Source organism: Streptomyces sp. CB02366, from assembly GCF_001905905.1.
In the GTDB taxonomy this organism is placed as follows: domain Bacteria; phylum Actinomycetota; class Actinomycetes; order Streptomycetales; family Streptomycetaceae; genus Streptomyces.
Genome location: NZ_LIVT01000011.1, coordinates 108,039 through 134,826, shown reverse-complemented (window position 1 = coordinate 134,826; position 26,788 = coordinate 108,039). Strand labels below are relative to the sequence as shown.

The window sequence follows — 26,788 nt, the reverse complement described above, 5'->3', positions numbered from 1 at the left end:
ACCGTCACGTGGATGTGACCGTTGGTGACGGTACCGGCGGACCCGGGGGGCCCTGACGCCCCACCGCTTAGGCTGTGCGCAACACCGGACGCAGCAGGGGGCAACAGCCATGACGACAGGTCGGCTCGGGCAGCAAGCCGCGCCACCGAACGCCGCCTACGCCGGGCAGGTCGTGAACTTCCCGGACCCGGTCCGGGCCTCCCGCCACCCCGGAGGGGTGCGGATGGACGGGGGCGGCCGCCCGGTGTTCTCGCCGTACGCGCGCGCCGCGGCGGAGATCGCCGATCCGCCCCCGGGCTTCGGTGTCGATGAGCTGCGCCTGACCGATTACGTGTCGGCGAACGCGGCGATGGCGGCGGCGGGGCACGAGTTGTGGGACACGATTCCCGCGGTGGCGACCCCGCACGGCTGGACGTGGCACCACGTGCCGGGCGGCCGGCGGATGGAGCTGGTGCCGGTGGAGGTGAAGGCGCTGCTGCGTCATCACGGCGGGCTGGCGGGTACGGACGTGGACCAGGACCGGCGCGGTACGCGCCCGTTGCAGGAGACCCGTCCGGCGCACTTCCGGCTGCCGAAGGGCGCGGTCGCGGTGAGCGAGCAGCAGGTGCAGGGGGTCGAGGAGGACCTCGGGTACCGGCTGCCCGGCGCGTACCGCTCGTTCCTGAAGGCGGCGGGCGGTTCGGCGCCGGTGGGCGCGGCGTTGGACGCCGAGCTGGGGCTGCTGGTGGACCAGCCGTTCTTCACGGTGCGTGACGAGGCCGCGATGAACGATCTGGTGTACGTGAACAAGTGCCTGCGGGACCACTTCACCAAGGACTACCTGGGCGTGGCGTTCGTCCAGGGCGGGATCCTGGCGGTGAAGGTGCGCGGTCAGCGTCCGGGTTCGGTGTGGTTCTGCCCGTACGACGATGCCCGGGACCGGGACGGCTGGAGTGTCCAGGAGCGTGTGGAGCGGCTGCTGCTGCCCTGCGGTGAGGACTTCGACGCGTTCCTGCAGCGGCTGGCGGGCAATCCGCCGGAGCTGGAGACCGTGGCGAACCTGATGGTGGACGGCGGCTTCGCGCGCGTCGTCCCGGTGGAGGGGTGAGCGCGGTGGTGACTTTCGCGCAGGCGCAGGAGCGGGCGGACGAGTGGGTCAACGGGGACGTGCCCGCGTACCAGCACCGTGAGGTGCGGGTCCGCGAGTTCGAACTGGGTTTCGTGGTGTGGGCCGAGGACCGGCCGGAGGGCCCCGTCTCGGACGGGGGCCGTCAGCGGCTGGTGATCGCCCGGGACAGCGGTGAGGCGACGTTGTGGCCGGGGCTGCCGGTGGGCGAGGTGATCCGGCGGTACGAGGAGGAGTACGGGATCGCGGCCGGTGCGCCGGAGGCTGCGCCGGAGCCGCCGCAGCGGGTGGATCTGAACCAGACGTCGTTCTTGTTGACGCCGCCGGAGTGGCTCCAGGAGGCGGCGGACAAGCTGGGGATTCCGGATCACCGGGCGGAGCGGCGCGGGGCGGCGGACGCGGAGTCCGCGGACTCCGCGGAGCCGTCCCCGCCCGCGGCTTCGTCCGGGCCCTCGTCCTCGGCGGCGCCGGGCGGGGCGCCCGCCGCGGGGGGAACGCCTCCCCCCGCTTTCGCGGCCCCCTCCGCCGGTGGCTCCGCGGCGTCGTGGCCCGCCGCCGGCGGGGCCGGGGGCCACGAGCCCACGGCCTCGGACGGGGTGCCCGCCGGGGCGACCCCCTGGGCGGGTACGGACACCAATTCCGACTCCGACGACGGGGCGGTCCCGCTGCCCGCGACGGTGTTCGCGCCGCCGCTGTCGGGGACGGACGACGAGGAGGCCCCGCCGCCGGTGGTCCCGGCGGAGGCGCCCACCGCGCTGATGGCGGGGGGCAGCGGGCTGCCGCGTACGCAGGTCGCTCCGGCGCTCCGGCCGGAGGAGGGGGCCCCGGCGGCGGACGGCATCGCCGACGCGGCCACGAGCAAGGCCGCGGTGCCGCCGCGCGGGGCGCGCGGGGGCGGCCCGTCCACCCCGCCGCCGCCCGGTGCGCCGGGAGTCCCCGGCATGCCGCCGGGTGCGACGCCGCCGCCCTCGGGCCCGGGTGCGCCCGGCGCTCCGGCGGGCGGGTACGTACCGACGCAGCTGGTCTCCCGGCTCGGCCCGCCCGGGGCCGCCCCTCCGGCTCCGCCCGGTCCGCCGGGCGCCACGCCGCCTCCCGGTCCGCCGGCTCCGCCCGGTCCGCCGCCGGGCGCCACGCCTCCTCCGGGCGGCGGGGTGCACCATGCCGCGACGATGCTCGCGGACGGGAGCAGCATCGGCGCGGGCGTGCCGGGCCCGCCCCGGCCGCCGGGCGCCCCGGGGGCGCCGCAGCCGCCCGGCCCGCCCGGGGCTCCGGGTGCGCCTCAGCCGCCCGGGCCGCCGGGCCCGCCCGGTCCGCCGCCGGGCGCCACGCCTCCTCCGGCCGGCGGGGTGCACCAGGCGGAGACGATGTTCGCGGCCCCGGGACAGGTCGGTCCGCCGGGCGGGGCCCCCGGGTCCGTACCGCAGCCGCCGGGTCCGCCCGGTCCGCCGCCGGGCGGGCCCCTGCCGCCGCCCGGTGCGCACACCCCGCCGCCCCCGGCGTACGGCTATCCGCAGCAGCCCACCGGTCGGCCGACCGTGGGCCCCGGCTACCAGGCCGTGCTGCGGTTCCGGGCGCCGGACGGCAGCGAGCAGCAGCTCATCCGCCGCTCGGCGCCGGGGACCCCGCACCCCGAGTGGCAGATGCTGCACGAGCTGCGGGCGATGAACGTGCCGCCGCAGCAGGTCATCGAGCTGCACACGGAGCTGGAGTCCTGTGAGCTGCCGGGGGGTTACTGCGCGCGGATGATCAGGGAGACCTGGCCGCAGGTGCGGATCACCAGCGTCGCCCCGTACGGCACGGACCACGCCAGCCGGCAGCAGGGGATGCAGCACCTGCTGACGCACCAGGGCGAGCTGCACCAGGTCGCGGACGGCCCGGCCCGGCCCGCCCCGGTACGGGCGCCGCTGCCGCAGATGCCGCCCGCGCCCGCGCTGCCGCCGGAGGCGGTGGCCGAGGAGCTGGCGCAGGCGTTCGGGCCGCAGGGCGTCCTGCGGTTCGACCAGCGGGCGGTGTCCCGCCAGGGGGTGCCGGAGGTCGTCGCGCTGACCCTGGTGTGGGCGGGGCTGCCCGCCGATTTCGGGCCGTTCTTCTGGGCGCAGCCGGGTCAGCCGGTGGTGCCCACCCTGGCCGAGCTGGCGGCGCAGCGGCAGGTGCAGGCCGCGCCGGACGCGGGGTCGTACCTGGTGATGGGGACGGACTTCGGCAAGGCGATCTGCGTGCAGTACGGGACGGCGAACATCGTGGCCGTGCCGGTGGAGGCGGGGCCGGGCGGGCAGTCGGCGCCGCCGCAGTTCGTGAACACCGGCCTGCCGGAGTTCGTGCGGTCGATGGCGCTGCTGGGCCGGATGTGGCGGCTGCGGTTCGGGTTGAACCCGGAGCAGGCGGGGCGCTGGACCGTCGATTTCCAGGCACAGCTGGTGGCGTTGGACCCGGCGGCGCTGGCGTCGCCGGAGAGCTGGTGGTCGGTGCTGCTGGAGCAGATGTGGGATGGCCTGATCTGACGGTCCGGCGGTCTGTTCCGGCGGCTCGATTCCGTCGGTCTGGGGGAGGCGCCCGGTCCCGGGAGGGGGCGGGCGCCTCGCTGTGGGCGGGCCCGGTGCACGGGTGATGCCGGTTCGCCCGGATCTGTGATGCCGATCGCTTCCGGCCTGAATGGCGCTGATCGATTCCGACTTCCGACACGAATTGCCGCATCCTTGACGTATCGCGGAGTGTCGTGATCGTGATCCGGCGGAACGCGTCCGTGGGTCCGTGGAGGTGCGGGTCGGTGAGTCGGTTGCTCGGAGAGAGGCTTCAGGGATGAGTGCTGGACCGGTGTCCGCGTACGACGTCGTCGGGTTGCGGGGGCGTGGTTACCGTCCGGACCAGGTGGACCGGGCGACGGCCGAGCTGACGGCCGAACGGGACCGGGCGCTCGCCGAGGTCGCCCGCCTGGCGGACCGGGTGGAGGAGCTGGGGGCGGAGGCGGCCCGGCTGGCGGAGGCCGTCGCGACGCTGCCCGTGCAGGACTACGCGGAGCTGGGGGAGCGGGCGCGGCGGATTCTGGCCCTGGCCGAGGAGGAGGCGCGGGCACTGGAGGCCGGGGCGGCGGAGGCCGGCCAGGCGTTGCGGGACGAGGCAGAGGCGGCGGGCCGGGCGGCCGGGGAGGCGGCGCGCGCGGCGGCGGCCGAGGTGCGCGCGGCGGCCGAGCTGGCGGCCGAGGAGCGGGTGGCGGCGGCGGTCCGGGAGGCGGAGGACCTGCTGGCGTCGGCCCGCCAGGACGCCGAGGAGGTGCGGTCGGCGGCGGCCGCGGCGATGGCGGAGACCCGCGAGCGCACGGCGAGCGTGCTGGCCCACCAGGAGCAGGAGCACGCCGAGCGCCGCAAGGCGGTCGAGGCGGAGCTGGCGGCCGAGGAGGCGGCGCTGGAGGCCCGGCACGCGGAGCTGACCGGGCGGGCGGAGGCGCTGCTGGCGGAGGCGGGCCGGAAGCTCGCCGCCGCGCAGGAGGCCGCCCGGCACGGCCAGGAGGACGCGGAGGCGCGGGCGGCGGAGCTGCTGGCCGAGGCCCGGGTCCGGGAGGAGCGGGTGGTCCGGGAGACGGAGCGGATCCTGCGGGAGCACGAGGAGGGCCGCGAGGAGGTCCAGGCCCACATGGCGCATGTGCGCAGCTCGCTGGCGGCGCTGACGGGGCGGGTGACGTCGTCGGGCGAGGGGCCGGAGGACTGAGCGGCTCGGGCCGCGGCGGCGCGCCCCCGGAGGGGCGGCCGCCCCTCCGCACCGGGGGCTCCGACGCCGGAGCCGGGCCGGTCGCAACGGGCGGCAACCCTTGACGAACCCGTGTTCCGGGGAACAGATGGAAGCGTTCAGTTCACACGTATCCATTTCCCCGTTCAGCAGGGAGGGTTCATGTCGGTCACCGTGCCGGACATTCTGTCGCCCGAGTTCGAGAGCGACCCGTACCGGGCATATCGCAGCATGCGGCAGAATGCGCCGCTCCTGTGGCACGAGGCCACCAGGAGTTACATCGTCTCCCGTTACGAGGACGTCGAGCGCGTCTTCAAGGACAAAGCCGGTGAATTCACCACCGAGAACTACGACTGGCAGATCGAACCCGTGCACGGGCGGACGATTCTCCAGCTCAGCGGGCGCGAACACGCCGTGCGCCGGGCCCTGGTCGCGCCCGCCTTCCGGGGGAGCGACCTGCGGGACAAGTTCTTGCCGGTCATCGAGCGCAATTCGCGCGAATTGATCGACGGGTTCCGGCACTCCGGTTCCGTGGATCTGGTCGCCGACTACGCCACCCGCTTTCCGGTGAACGTCATTGCGGACATGCTGGGACTGGACAAGTCCGACTACGAACGTTTTCACGGGTGGTATACGGCCGTCATCGCCTTTCTCGGAAACCTCTCCGGCGATCAGGAAGTGGCCCGGGCGGGCGAACGCACCCGCGTCGAGTTCGCCGCCTACATGCTGCCGATCATCCGCAAGCGGCGCGAGGAGCCGGGGGACGACCTTCTGTCGACGCTGTGCACCGCGGAGGTCGACGGGGTCCGGATGAGCGACGAGGACGTCAAGGCGTTCTGCAGCCTGCTGCTGGCGGCCGGCGGGGAGACCACCGACAAGGCCATCGCCGGGATCTTCGCCAACCTGCTGGCCCACCCCGAGCAGCTGGAGGCGGTCCGCGCCGACCGGAGCCTGATAGCCCGTGCCTTCGCCGAGACCCTGCGCTACACGCCCCCGGTGCACATGATCATGCGGCAGTCGGCGACGGACGTGGAGCTGAGCGGCGGCACCGTACCGGCGGGCTCCACGGTGACCTGCCTGATCGGTTCCGCCAACCGGGACGAGGAGCGCTACCGCGACCCCGACACCTTCGACATCTTCCGCGAGGACCTGTCCGCCACGAACGCCTTCTCGGCGGCGGCCGACCACCTCGCCTTCGCCCTCGGCCGGCACTTCTGCGTGGGCGCCCTGCTGGCCAGGTCCGAGGTGGAGATCGGGGTCGGCCAGTTGCTGGACGCCATGCCGGACCTGCGGGCGGCGGACGGCTTCGTCCCGGTCGAGCACGGCGTCTTCACCCGGGGGCCGCAGAGCCTGCCGGTCCGGTTCACGCCGGTCTCCGGCTGACCGGCCCCCTCACCGTGCCCCTTCGCCCGCGGGCGAAGGGGCACGGTCCGCCGCCCCCGGGCGCTGGGGCACGGTCCGCCGCCGCCCCCGGCGAAGGGGTGCGCGCCCTACTGCGCCACCGGGCTGAACTGCACCGGCAGTTCCGAGAGCCCGCGCATCCAGATCGACGGCCGCCAGGCCAGCTCCTCGGGTTCGACCGCCAGCATCAGGTCCGGCAGGTGCTCCAGCAGCGTCTCCACCGCCGTACGGGCCATCACGTCGGCCAGCAGCGGGGCGGGGTAGGGGCAGCGGTGCTCGCCGCTGCTGAACGACAGGTGCGCGGAGTTCTCCGCCCCGACGTACGACTCCGGCCAGATCTCCGGGTCGGTGTTGGCGGCCGCGAGGCCCAGGACCAGGCAGTCGCCGGCCCGGATGTGCCGACCGCCGAGCTGGGTGTCCCGCACGGCCCACCGGCCGATGAAGTTCTGCGTCGGGGTGTCCAGCCACAGCACCTCGTTGAGCGCCTCGCCGACGCTGAGCCGGCCGCCGGACACGTTCACCGCGAAGCGCTCGTCGGTCAGCAGGAGCCGCAGCGTGTTGCAGATCCAGTTGGCCGTGGGCTGCTGGGCGGCCGCGATCACCGAGATGAGGTCCTGGACGATCTCCTCGTCCGTGAGGCCCGCCTCGTGCGTCACCATGCGGGAGGTGACATCGGGCCCGGGGGCCGCCCGCTTGTCCGTGACCAGTTGGCGCAGCCGGTCCCCGACACGCCCGTACGCGGCCACCGGGTCGTCCCCCTCGCCGGCGTCCAGCGAGATCCGCAGATCGTCCACCAGCCGCTGGGTGTCGTCGCCCGACACCGGCATACCGCACATCTGCACCACCGCCCGCATCGGCAGGGCGTGGACGTAGCTGTGCATCAACTCCGTCCGGCCGCTGCCGGAGAAGCCGGCGATCAGCCGGTCCGCGATCCGCCGGCAGTCCCGCGCCAGCTCGAACTGGTCCACGCCCTCCAGGGCTTCGGTGATGACCCCGGCCCTGCGCCGGTGCTCGTCGCCCTCGGTGAACAGGACCGACGGCTGGTATCCGACGAACGGCAGCAGCGGCCAGTCCGGCGGGATGACGTCCCACTGGTTCCAGCGGCGCGAGTCCCGCGCGAACAGCTCGTCGTGCGTGGTCACGTAGGACAGCTCGGAGTAGCCGAGCACCAGCCAGGCCGGAACGTCCCCGTCCAGCAGGACCGGCGCCACCGGTCCGTGCTCCCGCCGCAGCGACCGGTAGAGCTCGGTGGGCGTCTGCTGGTACGAGGCGCCGGCGAGGCGCACCGCACCGGAGCCGACCGGGCAGCCGGAGGCGGAGGCGGGGGGGCGGGCGGGTTCGGGGGCCGGGTCGAAGGACGAGCCGAGGGCGAAGTCGTAGGAGGGGTCGGAGGTGGTCATGGTGTCGTCTCCCGGGCGATGGCCATCGTGCGCAGATGGTCGACGAGCGTGATCAGTACGTTCTTGCTGGACTTCCGGACCCGGGCGTCGCAGTCGACCATCGGGACGTGCTCGGGCAGCGCCAGGGCCTGACGGATCTCGTCGAGGGAGTGGGCGACGTCGTCGTCGAAGCGGTTGACCGCCACCACGAACGGGGTGCCGTGGTGCTCCAGCCGGTCGATCGCGTACCAGGAGTCGTCCATCCGGCGGGTGTCCACCAGGACGACCGCGCCGAGCGTGCCGGAGAACAGGCGGTCCCACAGGAACCAGAACCGTTCCTGGCCCGGCGCGCCGAACAGGTACAGCACGATCCGCTCGTTGAGGCTGATGCGGCCGAAGTCGAAGGCGACCGTGGTGGTCGTCTTGCCGTCGACTCCGCTCGTCTCGTCGACGCCGACGCCCGCCTGGGTCATGACCTCTTCGGTGTTCAGCGGCCGGATCTCGCTCACCGAGCGGACGAGCGTGGTCTTGCCGACGCCGAACCCTCCGACGACGACTATCTTCAGACCGGTCTCGGCCGCGTCGGCCAGCGGTGTGCGCTGGGCCGGCAGTTCACAGCTTCCGGAGACCATGGAGCACCTCCATCAGCAGTTCGGAGTCGGGCAGCGCGGCGGCCGAGGTGGCCGCGCGGGGGTGGCGGGCGGTGATCCGGCCCATGACGTGGAGGTCGTCGAGGAGGATGCGCACCACGGTGACCGGCAGGGAGAGTTCGGCGGCGATCTCGACGACGGCGGTCGGGTGCGTGCACAGGTCGAGGATCCGCGCGTGCTCGGACTGCATGCCGGCGGTGGGCCGGCACTCGCTGACCACGAGGGTCACGAGGTCGAAGGAGTCCGCGGCGCGGCTGCGTCCGCCGGTGACCGTGTAGAGCCGGTCGGGAGACCCGGTGTCGACGGGCCGGCGGGTCACGACTCCCTCCCCGGGGACGTACCGCTCCCGGGCGACGTGCCTCCCGGTACGGCGCTCCTCGGCACGGGGCCGGTGCCGCGGTGCCGGGGGGAGTAGGGCGCGGCGGCGCGCGGCGCGGCGCGGAGGTGTTCGCCGATCTGCTCGACCATCTGCGTCATTTGGTTCCCCACGATGCTGGGGTCGGCCTCTTCCGTGGCGACGACCGCCAGATGCGCCCCCTCGCCGGCCTCGACGATGAAGAGCAGGCCGCCGTGGAACTCGGTCATCGAGTGCCGTACGCCGCCGGAGCCGTCGCCGAACTCGATGGAGGCCCCCTGCGCCAGCGCCTGCATGCCCGAGCAGATGGCCGCCAGTTGGTCGGCCTGGTCGAGCGTCAGGTGCTCGCTCCAGCAGAGCTTGAGCCCGTCGCGGGACAGGGCCAGGGCGTGCCGCGTACCGGGGGTCTGGTCGAGCAGCCTCTGCAGGAGCCAGGTGAGGCTGTTGTCTGTGGTCTGCATGATGAGTGACGGGACCGCGACGCCGGCGAGCGGCCGACGGCCCGTACCTCCAATCTCGGATGATCGAGCGAGCGCGTCCGGCGGACCGGACACCCTGCGGATGGGCGTTCCGGGCTACGGCGCGGACGGCGGCGGTACGGTCCCGGCCTCCGGCCCGTCGGCGCCGCCGGCCGTGGTGTCTCCGGCGTTCCCTGCGTTCCCTGTGTACCCGGCGGTCCCGGCGGTCCGGGCGCCCGGCTCCTCGGCGGCACGGGGCCCGGGCTGCCTGCCCCGGTGGAAGGCCCCGAACTGCTGGCCCGCGCTGCGGGGAGGGACGGCCCGCGGGGTGTCGCCCCGGGGGCCCGCGGACGCGGTGGGCTCGGGCGAGCCGCGGTGGCGTCCGCGCTCGGCCTCGCTCATGGTGCGGCCGGGCGTGCGGACGGGCAGTCCGCCGGGGGTGGAGGCCGCCGCCGGGCGGGGGGCCGCCGGCGGCTCGGCCGCGCGCGGACGGAACACGAGCCGGTCGTCGGCCGGCGCCGGGGGCGGCGGGGCGGCGTGGGCCGGGCCCCGGGCGGGCGCCGGCTCCGGGGCCGGTCGCTGGGGAACCGCCCGGCCCGGCGCCCGGGCCGGTCCCAGGTCGAGTCCGTGGGCGGGCGTTCGCGAGGCGTACGGGGAGGCCGGGGGCGCGGAGGGGGAGTCCAGGGGCGCGGGCGCCGCGGGAGCGGGGGCCGGGAGGGTGTGGACCTCCGGCGGCGCGGGGGCGGCGGACGGCGCCGCGGGCGCCGCGTCGGGCACGGGCGACGGTTCGGACGCCGGCGGGAGTTCGGGCGAGGGCGCGGCGGGGGCGGCGGGCGCGGGCAGGGGCGTGCGGGAGGGCGACGCGCCCGCGGAGACGGCTGCGGGGGCCGGGTGGCCGTCGCGCGCCTCCTGCGCGATCAGGTGCCTCGGCAGCAGGACGACCACACCGGTGCCGCCCCGCGAGGACGGACGGTAGTTGACGCTGATGCGGTGCTTGAGAGCGAGCCGGCCCACCACGGCGAGGCCGAGGCGCGTGCCCTGGAGGGTCGCCAGGTCGGTCAGCCGTCCGGCGACCGAGTCCGCCGCGCGGCGCATCGCCGCTTCGGCCATCTTGAGGCCGCTGTCCTCGATGGTGACGACGACTCCGGTGCCGCGCTCCTCGACGTAGACGTGCACCTCGTCGATGGGCGGCGAGAAGTTCGCGGCGTTGTCCATGAGTTCGGCAAGCAGGTGCATGACGCCTTCGGCCGCGAAACCGGCGATGGAGACGTTGGACGAGCAGTGCAGCCGCACCCGCTGATAGGCGGCGATACGGCCGACCGCGCCGCGCAGGATGCTCTCCATCACGATCGGCCGGTTCCAGGCGCGACTGGGGCGGCCGCCCATCAGCAGTGCCAGCCGGTCCGTCATCAGACCGAGCTGCGAGGTGCTGTGGTCCAGCTTCAGCAGATCCCCGAACACCTCTTCGCCGTGACGTTCCTGCATGGTGCGCAGATCGGCGAGCATGCTGACGGACTTCGCCTGGACGCGGCTGAGCGCCTTGGCCGAAGCGGTCTGCGCGGCGAGAGCACGGCGTTCGCCGAGCGCGAGTTCCCGGAGCACGGCCTCGACGCAGGCGCGCAGCATCCGCTGCTCGGGCAGGTACACCTCGGCCTGCACCGTGGCGCCGGACTCGCCCTCACGGAGCCGGGCGACGGCGTTCGGCAGCGTGTCGCGGGTGAAGCGTTCCACCTCGGAGGTCAGGGCGTGCAGTTCCTCGCGGAGCCGCGCGTTCTCCGCGCCCATCTCGTCGTGGACCCGCGTGCTCTCGGCGCGCAGCGCGGCCGTCTGCCGCTCCTGTCCCTCGACGGTGGTCGCGAGGAGGTGCAACAGCTTGCGCTGGCGGGGGCTGCGCGGCAGCGGGATCTGGCCGAGCGCGTCGGCGGCCTCCGTCCCGCCGCGCACCAGCTGGATCAGGGCGGGCAGCGCCACGTCGGCCGTGTGCGCGGTGTCCGTTTCGAGCGCGGACAGCGCGGCCTTGAGCTGTTCGGCCTCCTCGGCGCGGGCGGAGGCGGCGCGCTGGGCGCGGCGGGCGCCGGTGTGGGCGGTGGTGAGCGCGACCGCCAGGACCACCCAGGCGGTGAGCGCCACCGCTCCCACCCAGCCGCGCGCCCCGGGCGGGGCCAGGACCGCGGCCACGGCTCCGGCGACGGCGGTCACGGACAGCGTGGCCACCAGGGGCGCCGGCGTCGCCTTCGGCGCGTTCATCGGCCGCCGCCGCTGACTGGCTGGTACGGGTTTCGGCATGGATGCGGTCCCTCAGATCTACCGAGCGGAAGGTATGCGAAAGATGTGCGGCCGCCCCGAAAAGGCGCAGATCGCCTGAGTGCAGCGGAATCGGAGCAAGCGGAAGCAATCTTTCCTGTCAGGGGTTGACCACATCGTAGACATGCTCATGCGACGGATGATCCGGTCGACGGCATAGTCCGTAGGCAGAGTGATTTTGACGGGAAGTGGTCAGCAGGGTGCGGCTGTTGTGGTATTCGCGAGACGGTGCGCGGCGGTGGCGGGCCCCGGACGGGAATAGGCCCCGGGGAAATGGCCGGGGCATGGGCGATAGTCGGCCGAGCGGCCTCGGCGCGGAAGCGGTGACGCGTGAACGGCCCGCGCCAAGGATTATTTTTCGGCCAATCTGAAAAGCCTTGCCGGATCATATCGGTCAGCACCGTGGCCCGGTACCTCCGCAATGGCACCGGTACGTGCACGATGGCACCGGTAAACGGAACGGGCCCCCGCTGCGGGGGGAGCGCCGGAAACGCGTCGGCGGACGACGGCGCCCGGGCTGGGGGCGGCCACGAGGGTGGCGGTCGGTGCGGGGGCGGGCCCTGCGGCGTGGCCCCGGGCCCGCGGCGTGGTCCCGGGGGTGGCCTGTGAGGATGGTGTCATGCTCCAGGTCTGTCTCAACGGCGCCCGAAGCCGTGCCGAGTGCGCCCACCTGCCGGTGACGCCCCGTCAATTGGCGTCGGCGGCCCGTGATGCCGTCGATGCCGGCGCCGAGGACGTCCATCTGCACCCCAAGGACCGCGACGGCCGGGACACACTGGAGCCCGAGGCCGTCGCCGCCGCCGTGGAGGCGGTCCGGGCGGCGGTGCCGGGCGTCCCGGTCGGGGTCACCACTGGGGCGTGGGCCGCGGCGGACCCCCGGGACCGCGCCCAGCGGGTGCGGGCCTGGACGGTGCTCCCGGACCACGCCTCCGTCAACTGGCACGAGGACGGCGCCCCGGAGGTGGCCGAGGCCCTCCTGGGCCGGGGGGTCGGCGTCGAGGCCGGCGTCTACTCCGGTACGCCCGCCGCGCGGCGCTTCCTGGACTGGCCCGGGGCCGGCCGGGTCCTGCGCGTCCTGGCCGAGACCACGGAGGCCGACCCGCGGGAAGCGGTGCGCGCGGCCGCCCGCCTGCTGGACGCCCTCGCGCCGGCCGCCGCGCCGGTCCTCCTGCACGGGGAGGAGGCCGCCGCCTGGCCCGTACTCCGCCTCGCGGCCTCCCGCGGGCTGGACACCCGGATCGGCCTGGAGGACGTCCTCCGCCTGCCCGACGGCTCCCCCGCCCCGGACAACGCCGCTCTGGTCGGCGCGGCCCGCGCGATCGTCAGGGGGCGGTCTGCATGATCTGGATCAGGTTGCCGCAGGTGTCGTCGAGGACCGCGACGGTGACGGGACCCGCCTCCAGCGGCTCCTGGGTGAACCGCACGCCGAGCTCGCTCAGCCGTTCGAACTCCGCCCGTACGTCGTCCACGGCGAAGGCGGTGGCCGGAATGCCGTCCTCCACCAGGGCCGTCGTGTACGGCTTCACCGCGGGGTGCTTGTCCGGTTCCAGGAGGAGTTCGACGCCCTCGGGGTCCTCGGGCGAGACCACGGTCAGCCAGCGGTCCTCGCCGCCGATCGCGACGTCGTGCTTCTTCCGGAAGCCGAGGACGTCCGTGTAGAAGCGCAGGGCCTTCTCCTGGTCGTCGACGAAGACGCTGGTCAGGTTGATTCTCATGGAGTGCTCTCCGGTGCCTTCGGCCCGAGCCATCGGCCGGCGATGTGCTCAAGGGGTTCGGTGTTCAGGTCGTGGAACTTGTAGCGGCCCTCGCGACGCGTGATGACCAGGCCCGCCGCTTCCAGGACGGCCAGGTGCTGGCTCACCGCCTGCCGGGACAGGCCCGGGCCGTGCCCGGACGCCAGTCGCGTGCATATCTCGAACAGGATCTGGCCGTTCCGCTCCGCCAGACCGTCGAGGATGCGGCGTCGCGTGGGGTCGGCCAGGGCCTTGAAGACATCGTCCGCCATGGCTCCACCATAGGCAAGTGGTGACTTGCCTATCAAGGCGGGGCGCCGCCGAGGGGGTGATGCCGCTTCCGCGGGGCGGCTGAGGGCCGTCCCGCGATCCCTGGCGGGACAGCCCTCAGGAGGAGGTGTCCTGTCGGCCGGTCGCTCCCGACGGTTCGGGGGCGGTCGTCGTCGCGGGCGCCTCGGCCGGCTCCGTGATGACCGGGAAGCGGCGCGGGGCGAGGGTGATCAGAGCGAGCAGCGCCAGGGCCGCGGCTCCGGCGGCCCCGACGTAGACGTGGTCCACCGCCGCGTCCACCGCCCGGCGCAGGTACTCCGCCGCCGCCGACGACGAGACGGTGTCCGGGTCCTCCAGCGCGCGGGCCACCGCGTCCAGGTCGCCCGGCAGTCCGTCCACCGGGGCGTCGAGGAGGCGGGCGGCCAGGACGCCGTTGGCGATGGCCCCGAAGAGCGCCGCGCCGATGCTCTGGCCGACCTGGCGGCAGAAGAGGACCGACGCCGTCGTCGTACCGCGTTCCGCCCAGCCGACCGTCGACTGGACGCCCACGATCAGCGGGAGCTGGAAGAGGCCGAGGGCCGCGCCGAGCAGGAGCATCAGCAGCGCGGGGTGCCAGGCCTCACCGGGGTAGGGGAGGAGCGGGAAGGCCAGCAGGATCAGCAGGGCCGCGCCCATGCCGACGATCGCGGTCCGGCGGAAGCCGATCCGGTTGTAGACCCGGTCGGAGAAGGCGGCCGAGACGGGCCAGCTCAACGTCATCACGGAGAGCACGAACCCGGCGGCTATCGGCCCGAGACCGAGCACCGACTGGGCGTACGTCGGCAGGAAGACGGTCGGCGCGACCATCAGCAGCCCCATCGCGCCGAGCGCCAGGTTGACCGAGGCGATGGTCCGCCGCCGCCACACCCAGCCCGGGATGATCGGCTCCGCCGCCCGCCGCTCGATGACGACCGTGAGCACGGCCAGCGCCGCGCTCGCCCCCAGCAGGCCGAGCGAGGGCGCCGAGAACCACGGCCAGGCGACGCCGCCCTGGACGAGCGCCGTGAGCAGCAGGGCCCCGGTCGCGAAGACGGCGAGCGCGCCCGCCCAGTCCACCCGGGGCCGCGTGGCGGGGTGCGGGCGCGCGGGCTCCTGGAGGTGGCGGACGACCAGCCAGAGGGCGACCGCTCCGACCGGGAGGTTGATCAGGAAGATCCACCGCCAGTCGGCGTATCCGGCGAGCAGCCCGCCGGCCACCGGGCCCGCGACCGAGGACGTCGCCCACACCGTGGACAACTTCGCCTGGATGCGCGGCCGTTCCTTGAGCGGATAGAGGTCGGCCGCGATGGTCTGGATCGTGCCCTGGAGCGCGCCGCCGCCCAGGCCCTGGACGATGCGGAAGGCGATGAGCGCGGCCATGTTCCAGGCGGCGGCGCAGAGGAGGGAGCCGACCAGGAAGAGGATGATCCCGGCGATCAGGACCGGTTTGCGGCCGAAGGTGTCGGAGAGCTTCCCGTACAGGGGGAGGGTGACGGTGACGGCGAGCAGGTAGCCGGAGAAGAGCCAGGAGAAGACGGTGAAGCCGCCGAGGTCGCCGACGATCTGGGGGACGGCGGTGGAGACGATGGTGCCGTCGATGGCCGCCAGCGCCATGCCGAGCATGAGCGCCGCCACGACGGGGCGGCGGCCCCGGGGCGTGGTGGTGGCGCGGACGGCGGGCGGAACGGCGGACGCGGCACGCTCCGGGACGGCCTCCGAGGCGGGGCGAGGGGCGGTGTGCGGACCGGGGCCCGTCTCCGTGCCCGATGCCGTCTCCACGGCTGCGTCCGGACCCGTGCTCAGGTCCGGGGCGGCCCCGGCGGCGTCCGTGCCCGCCCCCGTGCCGCCCGCCTCGGCCCCGCTCCTGCTGTCCGTGCCGTCCGTGCCGTCCACCAAGTTTCCTTCCCTATGCACCTATCTCTCGGAGGCACTGTCTCACCCACGCGCGCGGGAGGGGAGGGGCCGAGAAGGGCGGGGAATGTCCGCGGCGGGCGGTGACGCCGCCGGGCGCGTCGCCGAAGCGTGCCCCTGACCCCGTGTCCGCCCGAAGGCTGATTCCCCTAGGGGGCGCACCCGTACAGCGGCCAGGGCCCGTTCCTCCCGGCGGAGGACGTGGGGACGGGGGCCGTTTCCTTAGCCTCTTCTTACGTCGCCGCTATGGCTCGTCGCAGGGGGGCGGGTGGGGAAAACCCCACCCGAAGACTGCGCTGAGCACCATCGCGCCGGGCACGGTCACGCCGTCAGAATCGGACCGTACCCAAGGACGTCACATCATCGACCGACATAGGAGTAAAACCGTGACAACGGCTGTGACCATTCCCAGGCACGGGGGCACTGGAGGGCGTACGGCCGTCGCGGCACGAGCGCGGCAGGTCGTGAAGGCATACGGCACCGGCGAGACCCGGGTCGTCGCGCTCGACCACGTCGATGTGGACATAGCCCGCGGCCAGTTCACGGCGATCATGGGCCCGTCCGGCTCCGGCAAGTCGACCCTGATGCACTGCCTGGCCGGGCTGGACACGGTGACGTCGGGCGAGATCTTCCTCGACGAGACCGAGATCACCAAGCTCAAGGACAAGAAGCTCACCCAACTCCGGCGTGACCGGATCGGGTTCATCTTCCAGGCGTTCAACCTGCTCCCGACGCTCAACGCCATCGAGAACATCACGCTGCCCATGGACATCGCGGGCCGCAAGCCGGACGCCGGCTGGCTCCAGCAGGTCGTGGAGACGGTCGGGCTCGCCGAGCGCCTCAAGCACCGGCCCACCCAGCTCTCCGGCGGCCAGCAGCAGCGCGTCGCCGTCGCCCGGGCGCTCGCCGCCCGGCCGGAGATCATCTTCGGCGACGAGCCCACCGGGAACCTGGACTCCCGCGCCGGGGCCGAAGTCCTCTCCTTCCTCCGCAAGTCGGTCGACGAGCTGGGCCAGACCATCGTCATGGTCACCCACGACCCCGTCGCCGCCTCCTACGCGGACCGGGTGCTGTATCTCGCCGACGGCTCCATCGTCGACGAGATGCACCACCCGACCGCCGAGCAGGTCCTCGACCGCATGAAGAACTTCGACGCCCGCGGGCGGACGTCATGACCGTCTGGAAGACCTCCGTGCGCAATTTCCTCGCGCACAAGGGACGGATGGCCCTCTCCGCCGTGGCGGTGCTGCTCTCCGTCGCGTTCGTCTGCGGCACCCTCGTGTTCACCGACACGATGAACACCACCTTCGACAAGCTCTTCACCGTCTCCTCACCCGACGTCACCGTCAGCCCGAAGGACGCCGAGGGCGCCGAGGAGCAGCCCGACAACGGGAAGCCCGCCTCCCTGCCCGCCTCCCTGGTCCAGCGGGTCGCGAAGGCCGACGGGGTGGAGCGCGCCGAGGGTTCCGCGTTCTCCCTGGCGGTCACGGTCGTCAACAGCGAGAACGAGAACATGGGTTCGCAGACCGGCGCCCCCACCATCGCGAGCAACTGGACGAAGAACGACCTGCGGTCGATGGAGATCACCTCCGGGCACGCGCCCCGCGGCCCCACCGAGGTGATGGTCGACGCCGACACCGCGAAGAAGCACAAGCTCGGGATCGGCGACGAACTGCGGATCATCGCCGCGACCGGCGACCTCAGGGCGAAGATCGGCGGCATCGCGGCCTTCACCGTCACCAACCCGGGCGCGGCCGTCGTCTACCTCGACACCGCCACCGCCCAGAAGCACCTGCTGGGCGCCCCGGACGTCTTCACCCAGGTCCTCGTGACCGCGGAGAGCGGAGTCAGCGACACCCAGCTCAAGGAGAACGTGGCCGCCGCCCTCGACGGCTCGGCCGCGTACAAGCTGCAGACCCAGAAGGAGTCCGCCGACGCCAACAAGGACTCCATGGGCGCCTTTCTGGACGTCATGAAGTACGCGATGCTCGGCTTCGCCGGGATCGCCTTCCTCGTCGGCATCTTCCTCATCGTCAACACCTTCTCGATGCTGGTCGCCCAGCGCACCCGTGAGATCGGGCTGATGCGGGCCATCGGCTCCAGCCGCAAGCAGGTCAACCGCTCCGTGCTGCTGGAGGCGGTCCTCCTCGGCATCGTCGGCTCCCTGCTCGGCGTCGCCGCCGGCGTCGGCCTCGCGGTCGGGCTGATGAAGATGATGAGCGCCGTCGGCATGGAGCTGTCCACCGGCGACCTCACCGTTGCCTGGACGACCCCGGTCGTCGGCCTGCTGCTCGGCGTCGTCGTCACCGTCCTCGCCGCGTACATACCGGCGCGCCGGGCCGGCAAGGTGTCCCCGATGGCCGCCCTGCGCGACGCCGGGACCCCCGCCGACAGCCGGTCCGGCTGGATCAGGGCCGGCATCGGCCTCGTCCTGACGGCCGCCGGTGGTGCGGCCCTGTGGGTGACCACCCAGGCCGACAAGGCCACCGAAGGCTCGATGTACCTCGCCCTCGGCGTGCTGCTGACCCTGATCGGCTTCATCGTGATCGGCCCGCTCCTGGCCGGTGTCGTGGTCCGCGCCCTGAGCGTCGTCGTCCTGCGGCTCTTCGGCCCGGTCGGCCGGCTGGCCGAGCGCAACGCTCTGCGCAACCCCCGCCGTACGGGAGCGACCGGCGCGGCCCTGATGATCGGGCTCGCCCTGGTGGCATGCCTGTCCGTCGTCGGCTCGTCCATGGTGGCCTCGGCCACCGAGGAGCTCGACAAGTCGGTCGGCGCGGACTTCATCGTCCAGGACGGCGGCACCGGCCGCCCGATCGTGCCCCAGGCCGCCGACGCCGTGCACGCCGTGCCCGGTCTGGAGCACGTGACGGACTACGCCTTCCTCAAGGCGAAGATCACCGCCCCGAACGGGAAGACGGTGGACGAGGGGATCACCGCCGCCGACCCGACCTACCAGCAGGACGTCCGCCGCACGGCGCTCTCCGGCGACCTGGCGAAGGCGTACGCCAAGGACGCGATGTCCGTCGGGGAGGACTACGCGGAGAAGCACGGGGTGAAGGTCGGCGACACCATGACCGTCGCCTTCAAGGAGGGGAAGACCGCGAAGCTCACCGTGGCGGCCATCACCTCCGACGACACCAACATCGACCGCGGGGCGATGTACGTCAACCTCACCACGGCGGCCTCCTACGTCGCGGCCGACCGGATGCCGCAGAACGCGGTCATGTTCGCCAAGGCAGAGGAGGGCAAGGAGAAGGAGGCGTACGCGGCCCTCAAGAGCGCCCTCGCGGAATACCCGGTCTACTCCGTGCAGAACCAGGCCGACTTCAAGGAGACGCTCAAGGACCAGGTCGGCCAGCTGCTGAACATCGTGTACGGCCTGCTCGCCCTGGCGATCATCGTCGCGGTCCTCGGTGTGGTGAACACCCTCGCCCTCTCCGTGGTGGAGCGGACCCGGGAGATCGGCCTGATGCGTGCCATCGGCCTCTCCCGCCGCCAACTGCGCCGCATGATCCGGCTGGAGTCCGTGGTCATCGCCCTCTTCGGGGCCCTGCTCGGCCTCGGACTCGGAATGGGCTGGGGCACCGCCGCCCAGAAGCTGCTGGCTCTGGAGGGGCTGGAGGTCCTGGAGATCCCGTGGCCCACGATCCTCACGGTGTTCGCCTGTTCGGCGCTCGTCGGACTGTTCGCCGCCCTCGTCCCGGCCTTCCGGGCGGGTCGGATGAACGTCCTGAACGCCATCGCGACGGACGGGTGAGCCGGGGCCCCCTCCCGGCACGGGTGACCCTTCGGGCGTCACCGTAGGATGACGGCAGGCTCCGGGACGTTCCTCCAAACGTCCCGGAGCCGAACCCGTTCCGGACCGCGGCCCGACCCCGTCCCGGCGCCGTGCGTTCCCGCCCCGGGACCGGCCCGTGGGCCCGGGGGCCCTCAGATCCAGCCGCGCTCGCGGGCCAGCAGGGCGGCCCGGGCCCGGCTGGCCGCGCCCAGGGTCTGCATCAGGTCGGCGACATGCCGCCGGTAGGTCCGTACCGACACCCCCAGCCTCCGGGCGCCCGCTTCGTCCTTGCCCACCGTGCACATCGACATGAGCACCCGGCGCTCGATCCCGGACGGGCGGGGACCGGCTGCCTTTCCACCGCCCGTACCGGCGCCGCCCGCAGGAAAGCGGCCCGTACCGGCGCCGCCCGTCCCGGCCGGGTCGCCCGCGTACTCCCCGGCCCCCGCGAACAGGTCGACCCGTTCACGGGTCCTGGCCGGCGCCGCACGGGGCCCGACGTCCCGCGGCCGGGTGGCACGAGCCCCCTGCTCCGCGCGTAGACCATCAATGACGTGCCACGATCGGGTGACGCGCCGCAGCTCCTGGTGGAGCGCGTGGAGTCGGATGTCCACCAGCCGGGCGAGGGCCGCCTCGGGTTCCGCCGGGAAGATCCGCCCCTCCGCGTCCTCGGCGTGCAGCAGCCCCAGCTCCTGGAGCCGGGCGATCCGGTCGCGGGCCTCCCCGGGCGGGGAGCGCGGCAGGAGGCGGAGGCCGTCGGCGCGCGTACCGGGGTTGCGCAGGAAGTGCCGGTAGATCTCTTCCTCGGCCTCCGGAACCCCGAAGACAGACATCTCGTTCTCGTCCACGTACGCCCCCGCTGCCTGCTGCCGTGGGCCGTGCGCCGAGGGGGACCACCCCGCGCCGCCCGTCCCGGCCGCTGCCCGTTCCGCCCGTGCCGGTACCGCTGGTGGGACGCGTCGGCCGACATACCGGTCCGGGGGTCCGGACGGTGTCCGTGTGCGCGTGCCCGTGCGATGGTCGGGCAAAGACCAGAGGCTGAGCCCCCTTCTGTGAGGGGACCGGACGCAACTGTGTGCGATACGGAGATGAACGGTGTGCGACGGCCGCCGAGCGGCACGGTCCGCACGACGGACGACGGACGACGGACGGCGGGCCCGGCCCGCCCCGCCCGGCGGCTCCGCCCCACCCGTTGCGGACGCGGCTGTCAGCCCCTGGCCGTACCCTGGAATCCACCCGGCCCGTCTCACGTGTCGGGCCCTTCGCGTTGCTCGCCCGCCGGCAGCAGCCTGCTGCCGGTACCCCTTGATCACCCGGACGGAAACTTCATGAGTCTGCACGGTCTGCTGGACGTCGTCGTCACCGACCCGGCGCTCGCCGAGGCGGTGAAGGCCGCCGGGGACGGGCACCGGCCCCATGTCGACCTGGTGGGCCCGCCCGGCGCACGGCCGTTCGCCGTGGCCGCGCTGGCCCGGCAGACCGGCCGTACCGTGCTGGCCGTCACCGCGACGGGGCGGGAGGCCGAGGACCTGGCCGCCGCCCTGCGCACCCTCCTGCCGCCGGACACGGTCGCGGAGTACCCCTCCTGGGAGACCCTGCCGCACGAACGGCTCTCGCCGCGCTCGGACACCGTGGGCCGACGGCTCGCCGTGCTGCGGCGGCTGGCCCACCCGCGTGAGGACGACCCGGAGACCGGCCCGGTGTCGGTCGTCGTCGCGCCGATCCGCTCCGTGCTCCAGCCGCAGGTCAAGGGGCTCGGCGAGCTGGAACCGGTGTCGCTGGCCGGGGGGCAGAGCGCGGACCTGGGCGAGGTGGTGGAAGCGCTGGCGGCCGCCGCGTACTCCCGGGTGGAACTGGTCGAGAAGCGCGGCGAGTTCGCCGTGCGCGGCGGCATTCTGGACGTCTTCCCGCCGACCGAGGAGCACCCCCTCCGGGTGGAGTTCTGGGGCGACGACGTCGAGGAGATCCGCTACTTCAAGATCGCTGACCAGCGCTCCCTGGAAGTCGCCGCGCACGGACTGTGGGCGCCGCCCTGCCGTGAGCTCCTGCTGACCGACGAGGTGCGGGAGCGGGCGGCGGCCCTGGCCGAGGCCCACCCGGAGCTGGGCGAGCTGCTCGGCAAGATCGCGGAGGGCATCGCGGTCGAGGGCATGGAGTCCCTGGCCCCGGTCCTGGTCGACGAGATGGAGCTGCTGCTCGACGTCCTGCCGGAGAACGCGATGGCGATCGTCTGCGACCCGGAGCGGGTCCGGACGCGGGCGGCCGACCTGGTCGCCACGAGCCAGGAGTTCCTCCAGGCGTCGTGGGCGGCGAGCGCGGGCGGCGGGGAGGCCCCGATCGACGTGGGCGCGGCCTCGCTGTGGGGCATCGCGGACGTCCGGGACCGGGCCCGTGAGCTGGGCATGATGTGGTGGACGGTCTCCCCGTTCGCCTCGGACGCAGCCGACCACGACGACGACACCCTCCGGCTCTCCATGCACGCCCCCGAGGCGTACCGGGGCGACACGGCCCGGGCGCTGGCCGACACCAAGGGCTGGCTGGCCGACGGCTGGCGCACGGTGTACGTCACGGAGGGCCAGGGGCTCGCCTCCCGTACGGTGGAGGTGCTGAGCGGCGAGGGCATCGCGGCCCGCCTCGACGCGGATCTGGACGAGATCACCCCGTCGCTGGTGCACGTCTCCTGCGGGGCGATCGACCAGGGCTTCGTGGACCCGGCGCTGAAGCTCGCCGTGCTCACCGAGACCGACCTCACCGGCCAGCGCACCGCCACCAAGGACCTGGGCCGGATGCCGGCCCGCCGCCGCAAGACGATCGACCCGCTGACGCTGGAGGCCGGCGACTACATCGTCCACGAGCAGCACGGCGTCGGCCGGTACGTGGAGATGGTGCAGCGCACCGTCCAGGGCGCCACCCGCGAGTACCTGCTGGTCGAGTACGCCCCGGCCAAGCGCGGCCAGCCCGGCGACCGCCTCTACATCCCGACCGACCAGCTGGAGCAGGTGACCAAGTACGTCGGCGGCGAGGCCCCGACGCTGCACCGGCTCGGCGGGGCGGACTGGACGAAGACGAAGCAGCGGGCGAAGAAGGCGGTCAAGGAGATCGCCGCCGACCTGATCAAGCTGTACAGCGCGCGGATGGCGGCCCCCGGCCACGCCTTCGGCGCGGACACCCCGTGGCAGCGGGAGCTGGAGGACGCGTTCCCGTACGCGGAGACGCCCGACCAGCTGTCCACGATCGCCGAGGTCAAGGAGGACATGGAGAAGACGGTCCCGATGGACCGGCTGATCTGCGGCGACGTCGGCTACGGCAAGACGGAGATCGCGGTCCGGGCCGCGTTCAAGGCAGTGCAGGACGGCAAGCAGGTGGCGGTCCTCGTGCCCACCACGCTCCTGGTCCAGCAGCACTACGGCACGTTCACGGAGCGCTACGCACAATTCCCGGTCAATGTGCGCGCGTTGAGCCGTTTCCAGTCCGAGGCGGAGTCCAGGGCGACGCTCGAAGGGCTCAAGGACGGCTCGGTCGACCTGGTCATCGGCACGCACCGCCTGTTCTCCTCCGAGACGAAGTTCAAGGACCTGGGCCTGGTCATCGTGGACGAGGAGCAGCGGTTCGGCGTCGAGCACAAGGAGCAGCTGAAGAAGCTCCGCGCCAACGTCGACGTGCTCACCATGTCCGCCACCCCCATTCCCCGTACGCTCGAAATGGCGGTCACCGGCATCCGCGAGATGTCCACGATCACCACCCCGCCGGAGGAGCGCCACCCGGTGCTCACGTTCGTCGGCCCGTACGAGGAGAAGCAGATCGGCGCGGCGATCCGCCGCGAACTGCTGCGCGAGGGCCAGGTGTTCTACATCCACAACCGGGTCGAGTCCATCGACCGGGCCGCCGCCCGGCTGCGCGAGATCGTCCCCGAGGCCCGCATCGCCACCGCCCACGGCCAGATGTCCGAGCAGGCCCTGGAGCAGGTGGTGGTGGACTTCTGGGAGAAGAAGTTCGACGTGCTGGTCTCCACGACGATCGTCGAGTCGGGCATCGACATCTCCAACGCCAACACCCTGATCGTGGAGCGCGGCGACAACTTCGGCCTCTCCCAGCTGCACCAGCTGCGCGGCCGGGTGGGCCGTGGCCGCGACCGGGGTTACGCCTACTTCCTGTACCCCCCGGAGAAGCCGCTCACCGAGACCGCCCACGAGCGCCTGGCGACCATCGCCCAGCACACGGAGATGGGCGCGGGCATGTACGTGGCGATGAAGGACCTGGAGATCCGCGGTGCGGGCAACCTCCTCGGCGGCGAGCAGTCCGGCCACATCGCGGGCGTCGGCTTCGACCTGTACGTCCGCATGGTCGGGGAGGCGGTCGCGGACTACCGCGCTCAGATGGAGGGGGGCGTCGAGGAGGAGCCGCCGCTGGAGGTCAAGATCGAGCTGCCCGTCGACGCGCACGTCCCGCACGACTACGCCCCCGGCGAGCGGCTGCGTCTCCAGGCGTACCGGGCGATCGCCTCGGCCTCGTCGGAGGACGACATCCGCGCGGTCCGCGAGGAGCTCACCGACCGCTACGGGCCCCTGCCCGAGCCGGTCGAGAACCTCCTCCTGGTCGCCGGTCTGCGCATGCTGGCCCGCGCGTGCGGCGTCGGCGAGATCGTCCTCCAGGGCTCCAACATCCGCTTCGCCCCGGTGGAGTTGCGCGAGTCCCAGGAACTGCGCCTGAAGCGCCTGCACCCCAAGACGGTCATCAAGCCGACCGCCCACCAGATCCTGGTCCCGCGCCCGACGACGGGCAGGATCGGCGGCAAGCCGGTGATCGGCCGCGAACTGCTGGCGTGGACGGGCGAGTTCCTGACGACGATCCTGGGGTCGTAGCCCGGTCACGGCGTGGACGACCGGGCCCCGCAGGGTTTGCTCATCCGGCGGGGCCCGAGGCTTCCGGCCCGAGGCCGCTACGGCGTCGCGGGCCGCTTGAACGCGGCCCACACCGTCTTGCCCACGACATGGTGGTCGACGCCGAAGTCCGCGGCGAGTTCACCGACGAGGAACAGGCCGCGCCCTGAGCAACTGCTCTCGTCCGCGTGCCGCATCTCCGGCTGCCCCTCGCCGCTGTCCCGGACCTCCAGCCGTACGAGGTCGGTCGTCAGATCGAGCCGGACGGCGAATTCCCGGCCCGGTGGGACGCCGTGGAGCAGGGCGTTGGTCGCCAGTTCCGAGGCGCAGAGCTCTATGTCGTCGATCAGGTCCGTGAGCTGCCACTCCCTGAGGACATGGACGACGAAATCGCGTGAGGCGCCGACGGATGTGCGCCGTCGGGGTAAGCGCCGTAACTGCGAAGAGGACACGGTGGTTCACCGCCTTGCTCGTGGGTCGCAACGGGATGCCCGTACTGCTATTCGCGAAAGGCGGCAGGGTGCTCTTTGGGGTGTTCGACGGAGTCGCCTACCGTGTGCACCGGCAAGGTCCGTCGTCGGCGAAGGAGGAGGCCATGGGTGAGGGCGAAGTGATCAGTGCGTCCACTCGCTACCTGACGACGGCGGAGGGTGGAGGCGACGTCTGGAGCGCCGAGGCGGCATCGGCGGGACGACGGGGCACACAGAAGATCGTGAGTGCCGGTGAAATCGCCGCACCGGAGCACGTGGCGGGCCTGCTCGCGGTGGAACCCGGCGGACAGGTCGTCGGACGGCGGCGGATCATGTATCTCGATGGCGAACCGCGCGAGTTGACCGACACCTACTACCCCGTGGAGATCGCGCGGGGCACAGGGCTGGCCGGCACGGCGAAGATCCGGGGAGGGGCTGTCCGGCTGCTCGCCGAACTCGGGCACATTGGAGTCCGGGCGCAGGAAGATGTGGTTGCCCGTATGCCGTCCGGGAGCGAACGCGAGGAGCTGGCTCTCAAGGCCGACGAGCCGGTGCTGGAGCTGACCCGGCTCACGCTCGACGCGCAGGACCGGCCGCTCCAGGTCGATGCGATGGTCATGCCGCCGCGGGGGCAGAAGCTGCGGTACGAGATCAGGATCGGATGAGGGTGCGCGGACCGGAGACGGAAGAGGCGGACGGCCGCCCCCTGCACGAGCGGATCGCCGCCGATCTGCGGGACGACATCATGTCCGGGGACCTGGCCCCGGGTGACAGCCTGCCCTCCACAGCCCAGTTGAAGGAGCGGTTCGGCGCCGCGAACGCCACGGTTCAGAAGGCCCTGCAACTCCTCAAGAGTGAGCATCTCGTGGTCGGCCGGGCGGGCGCGGCGGTGACCGTACGCGAGCACCGGCAGCGCACGATACGGCCCGCCGCGTACATGGCGCCGTCCACGACGGGGGAGCCGTATCGCTGGCTGACGGAGGCGAAGAACTCGGGCAGCCGCGCTCGCAGCACCCTCCTGGACGTTACAGAGGCCGAACCGCCGGCGGATGTCGCGGACGCCCTCGCGCTTCCATCGGGCGGCACGGCCGTCCTCCGCCACCAACTCCTGTCGATCGACGACGAGCCCGCAGAACTCGTCGCCTCCTACTACCCGCTGGACATCGCCGAAGGCACCGCCCTCACCGAACCCCGCCGCATCCCCGGAGGCACGCCCACCCTCCTGGCCTCCCTCGGCTACCCGCCCCGGCTCAGCGTCGACCGGGTCTCGGCACGCGTAGCGACCCAGGAGCAGTACCGCTTGCTCCGGCTCCCCGGTGATCTGCCGGTCCTGCGTACGCTGCGGGTGGTGTTCAGCGACGACGACCGGCCCATCGAGGCCACGGTGATGGTCAAGGCGGGGCACTTGTACGAGGTGCAGTACTCGTTCACGCCTCAGTCCGGTTGAGGCCGCCCTGCCCCCGGCAGCATCTGCGCGATCTCCTCGTGCAGCCCCAGCGGCAGCCGCGTCCCCCACCGGGCCGCCGCCTCCGCAGCCAGCTCCCGGCTCCACTCCCAGCTGTTCGTCGCCGCCGTGCGCAGGGCCTCCGGAGCCAGGGCGGCGGTGGTCGTGGCGTACCGCTCGACGTCCGCCACGGGCAGGTCCGCCTCCAGGGCGCGGCTCGGGGTGAGCCAGTGGGTGGTCGAGCCGCGCAGCAGGCGGCAGAGCTTGAGCTGGAGCGGGGCGATGACGGCGTGCAGCAGGGTGTGGGCGCGGGCGTGCTCGCCCCGGGCCTGGACGTGGGCCAGCATCAGGGTCCAGTTGGCCAGTTCGTCGGTGAGCTGCTGGGCGGTGGCCACCGGCTCGGGCGGCCTGAAGGCGGCCAGTTCCCGGGCGGCGGCGGTCAGATGCCCGGCTCGGTCCAGGAGCATGGCCGCTTCGGGGCGGGGGAAGTGGACCTGGCCGCGCCAGGTGGCGATCTCCGCGATGCCGGGGCCGGCGGGCTCGACGTGGAACTCGCCGCGCATCAGGTCGTCGAAGACCACGGCGAGGATGCCGTACATGTTGGTGTACGCCAGCTTCAGCGGGGCCAGCCGTTCCACGAACTCCCGCCCGTCGAAGGCGTCGACGTCCCCTCCCGTACGTAGAGGTACGCGTCCAGGTCCGAGTGGGCGTCCGCCTCACCGAGCGTCCAGGAGCCGTACAGCAGGACGCCCTCGACGCGGGGGTCGGCATCGGCCGTAGTACGCAGCAGTTCGATACGGCGGGCCAGGGCGTCGGCGGGCAGGGGGGCGTGGATGGGCCGGGTGTGCGGCATGGCCGGGTCTCCTGAGAGGGGGGTACGTGGGCAGACGAACGGTGCCCGGTGCTCGA

At 73.2% G+C, this 26,788-nt stretch carries 20 protein-coding genes and 1 pseudogene; 10 read left to right on the top strand and 11 right to left on the bottom strand.

What is annotated here, in order from left to right:
• Positions 1-109 precede the first annotated feature (109 nt).
• The 4 genes from AMK24_RS35235 to AMK24_RS25790 all read left to right on the top strand — a co-directional run bounded on the left by AMK24_RS35235 (position 110) and on the right by AMK24_RS25790 (position 6,211).
• Complete coding sequence (locus AMK24_RS35235; protein WP_073771271.1) at positions 110-1,087, top strand: SMI1/KNR4 family protein; 978 nt, start codon at positions 110-112, stop codon at positions 1,085-1,087.
• A gap of 5 nt (positions 1,088-1,092) precedes the next feature.
• Positions 1,093-3,606, top strand: a complete 2,514-nt coding sequence (locus AMK24_RS25800) for an SUKH-4 family immunity protein (RefSeq protein WP_384737911.1) — start codon at positions 1,093-1,095, stop codon at positions 3,604-3,606.
• Between the two features lie 298 nt (positions 3,607-3,904).
• Entirely contained in the window at positions 3,905-4,810 is a 906-nt protein-coding gene (locus AMK24_RS25795) for a cellulose-binding protein (RefSeq protein ID WP_073771269.1), read from the top strand.
• Between the two features lie 249 nt (positions 4,811-5,059).
• On the top strand, positions 5,060-6,211 hold the full coding sequence (locus tag AMK24_RS25790) for a cytochrome P450 (protein WP_242435256.1): 1,152 nt from the start codon (positions 5,060-5,062) through the stop codon (positions 6,209-6,211).
• 107 nt (positions 6,212-6,318) lie between these two features.
• Here the strand turns inward: AMK24_RS25790 and AMK24_RS25785 are convergent, their stop codons facing one another.
• The 5 genes from AMK24_RS25785 to AMK24_RS25765 form a co-directional block, all read right to left on the bottom strand.
• Complete coding sequence (locus AMK24_RS25785; protein ID WP_073771267.1) at positions 6,319-7,629, bottom strand: cytochrome P450; 1,311 nt, start codon at positions 7,627-7,629, stop codon at positions 6,319-6,321.
• Positions 7,626-8,240, bottom strand: a complete 615-nt coding sequence (locus AMK24_RS25780; RefSeq protein WP_073771266.1) for a GTP-binding protein — start codon at positions 8,238-8,240, stop codon at positions 7,626-7,628. Before AMK24_RS25780 ends, AMK24_RS25785 begins: the two co-directional genes overlap by 4 nt.
• Entirely contained in the window at positions 8,221-8,577 is a 357-nt protein-coding gene (locus AMK24_RS25775) for a DUF742 domain-containing protein (protein ID WP_073771265.1), read from the bottom strand. Before AMK24_RS25775 ends, AMK24_RS25780 begins: the two co-directional genes overlap by 20 nt.
• Positions 8,574-9,074 carry a roadblock/LC7 domain-containing protein gene (locus AMK24_RS25770; RefSeq protein ID WP_073771264.1) on the bottom strand — a complete coding sequence of 167 codons (501 nt, stop codon included), beginning with the start codon at positions 9,072-9,074 and terminating at the stop codon, positions 8,574-8,576. Before AMK24_RS25770 ends, AMK24_RS25775 begins: the two co-directional genes overlap by 4 nt.
• 114 nt (positions 9,075-9,188) lie before the next feature.
• A complete protein-coding gene (locus tag AMK24_RS25765; RefSeq protein ID WP_079190639.1) occupies positions 9,189-11,357 on the bottom strand; it encodes an ATP-binding protein in 2,169 nt (722 codons plus the stop codon).
• Positions 11,358-11,994: 637 nt separating this feature from the next.
• Here AMK24_RS25765 and AMK24_RS25760 point away from each other — a divergent pair.
• Positions 11,995-12,717 carry a 3-keto-5-aminohexanoate cleavage protein gene (locus AMK24_RS25760; RefSeq protein ID WP_073771262.1) on the top strand — a complete coding sequence of 241 codons (723 nt, stop codon included), beginning with the start codon at positions 11,995-11,997 and terminating at the stop codon, positions 12,715-12,717.
• Here the strand turns inward: AMK24_RS25760 and AMK24_RS25755 are convergent.
• The 3 genes from AMK24_RS25755 to AMK24_RS25745 form a co-directional block, all read right to left on the bottom strand.
• Entirely contained in the window at positions 12,698-13,090 is a 393-nt protein-coding gene (locus tag AMK24_RS25755) for a VOC family protein (RefSeq protein WP_073771261.1), read from the bottom strand. The two genes, AMK24_RS25760 and AMK24_RS25755, sit on opposite strands and share 20 nt — an antisense overlap.
• Entirely contained in the window at positions 13,087-13,380 is a 294-nt protein-coding gene (locus AMK24_RS25750; protein ID WP_073771260.1) for an ArsR/SmtB family transcription factor, read from the bottom strand. Before AMK24_RS25750 ends, AMK24_RS25755 begins: the two co-directional genes overlap by 4 nt.
• Positions 13,381-13,495: 115 nt before the next feature.
• Positions 13,496-15,019, bottom strand: a complete 1,524-nt coding sequence (locus AMK24_RS25745; protein WP_242435255.1) for an MFS transporter — start codon at positions 15,017-15,019, stop codon at positions 13,496-13,498.
• Between the two features lie 674 nt (positions 15,020-15,693).
• On the opposite strand from AMK24_RS25745, the gene AMK24_RS25740 reads away from it, so the two are divergent.
• Positions 15,694-16,482: an ABC transporter ATP-binding protein gene (locus AMK24_RS25740; RefSeq protein ID WP_030115480.1), complete on the top strand. Its 789-nt coding sequence runs from the start codon at positions 15,694-15,696 to the stop codon at positions 16,480-16,482.
• Positions 16,479-19,064 (top strand): ABC transporter permease, encoded by a 2,586-nt coding sequence (locus tag AMK24_RS25735; RefSeq protein ID WP_073771259.1) that lies wholly within the window; start codon positions 16,479-16,481, stop codon positions 19,062-19,064. The genes AMK24_RS25740 and AMK24_RS25735 overlap by 4 nt, the downstream gene beginning before the upstream one ends.
• Before the next feature lie 173 nt (positions 19,065-19,237).
• On the opposite strand, the gene AMK24_RS25730 is transcribed toward AMK24_RS25735, so the two are convergent.
• Positions 19,238-19,918: a DNA-binding response regulator gene (locus AMK24_RS25730; protein WP_384579502.1), complete on the bottom strand. Its 681-nt coding sequence runs from the start codon at positions 19,916-19,918 to the stop codon at positions 19,238-19,240.
• Positions 19,919-20,413: 495 nt separating this feature from the next.
• On the opposite strand from AMK24_RS25730, the gene mfd reads away from it, so the two are divergent.
• The gene (gene mfd, locus AMK24_RS25725; RefSeq protein WP_073771257.1) at positions 20,414-23,947 is read left to right on the top strand and encodes a transcription-repair coupling factor; all 3,534 of its coding nucleotides are present in this window, start codon (positions 20,414-20,416) and stop codon (positions 23,945-23,947) included.
• Positions 23,948-24,024: 77 nt separating this feature from the next.
• On the opposite strand, the gene AMK24_RS25720 is transcribed toward mfd, so the two are convergent.
• A complete protein-coding gene (locus AMK24_RS25720) occupies positions 24,025-24,417 on the bottom strand; it encodes an ATP-binding protein (RefSeq protein ID WP_073771256.1) in 393 nt (130 codons plus the stop codon).
• 143 nt (positions 24,418-24,560) lie between these two features.
• Here AMK24_RS25720 and AMK24_RS25715 point away from each other — a divergent pair, with 143 nt between their 5' ends.
• Positions 24,561-25,100: a GntR family transcriptional regulator gene (locus AMK24_RS25715; protein ID WP_073771314.1), complete on the top strand. Its 540-nt coding sequence runs from the start codon at positions 24,561-24,563 to the stop codon at positions 25,098-25,100.
• Positions 25,097-25,882: a GntR family transcriptional regulator gene (locus AMK24_RS25710; protein ID WP_073771255.1), complete on the top strand. Its 786-nt coding sequence runs from the start codon at positions 25,097-25,099 to the stop codon at positions 25,880-25,882. The genes AMK24_RS25715 and AMK24_RS25710 overlap by 4 nt, the downstream gene beginning before the upstream one ends.
• Here AMK24_RS25710 and AMK24_RS25705 read toward each other — a convergent pair.
• Positions 25,870-26,732 (bottom strand): annotated as a pseudogene (locus AMK24_RS25705) (nucleotidyltransferase domain-containing protein). The gene AMK24_RS25710 and the pseudogene AMK24_RS25705 overlap by 13 nt on opposite strands.
• Positions 26,733-26,788: the final 56 nt, after the last annotated feature.

Bases quoted from the DNA above. Each gene is read 5' to 3' on its own strand.
- AMK24_RS25710 (WP_073771255.1), top strand. From the start codon at position 25,097: ATGAGGGTGCGCGGACCGGAGACGGAAGAGGCGGACGGCCGCCCCCTG.
- AMK24_RS25790 (WP_242435256.1), top strand. From the start codon at position 5,060: ATGCGGCAGAATGCGCCGCTCCTGTGGCACGAGGCCACCAGGAGTTAC.
- AMK24_RS25745 (WP_242435255.1), bottom strand. From the start codon at position 15,019: ATGCTCGGCATGGCGCTGGCGGCCATCGACGGCACCATCGTCTCCACC.
- AMK24_RS25715 (WP_073771314.1), top strand. From the start codon at position 24,561: ATGGGTGAGGGCGAAGTGATCAGTGCGTCCACTCGCTACCTGACGACG.
- AMK24_RS25755 (WP_073771261.1), bottom strand. From the start codon at position 13,090: ATGAGAATCAACCTGACCAGCGTCTTCGTCGACGACCAGGAGAAGGCC.
- AMK24_RS25770 (WP_073771264.1), bottom strand. From the start codon at position 9,074: ATGCAGACCACAGACAACAGCCTCACCTGGCTCCTGCAGAGGCTGCTC.
- AMK24_RS25750 (WP_073771260.1), bottom strand. From the start codon at position 13,380: ATGGCGGACGATGTCTTCAAGGCCCTGGCCGACCCCACGCGACGCCGC.
- AMK24_RS35235 (WP_073771271.1), top strand. From the start codon at position 110: ATGACGACAGGTCGGCTCGGGCAGCAAGCCGCGCCACCGAACGCCGCC.
- AMK24_RS25785 (WP_073771267.1), bottom strand. From the start codon at position 7,629: ATGACCACCTCCGACCCCTCCTACGACTTCGCCCTCGGCTCGTCCTTC.
- AMK24_RS25735 (WP_073771259.1), top strand. From the start codon at position 16,479: ATGACCGTCTGGAAGACCTCCGTGCGCAATTTCCTCGCGCACAAGGGA.
- mfd (WP_073771257.1), top strand. From the start codon at position 20,414: ATGAGTCTGCACGGTCTGCTGGACGTCGTCGTCACCGACCCGGCGCTC.
- AMK24_RS25760 (WP_073771262.1), top strand. From the start codon at position 11,995: ATGCTCCAGGTCTGTCTCAACGGCGCCCGAAGCCGTGCCGAGTGCGCC.
- AMK24_RS25795 (WP_073771269.1), top strand. From the start codon at position 3,905: ATGAGTGCTGGACCGGTGTCCGCGTACGACGTCGTCGGGTTGCGGGGG.
- AMK24_RS25730 (WP_384579502.1), bottom strand. From the start codon at position 19,918: ATGTCTGTCTTCGGGGTTCCGGAGGCCGAGGAAGAGATCTACCGGCAC.
- AMK24_RS25765 (WP_079190639.1), bottom strand. From the start codon at position 11,357: ATGCCGAAACCCGTACCAGCCAGTCAGCGGCGGCGGCCGATGAACGCG.
- AMK24_RS25780 (WP_073771266.1), bottom strand. From the start codon at position 8,240: ATGGTCTCCGGAAGCTGTGAACTGCCGGCCCAGCGCACACCGCTGGCC.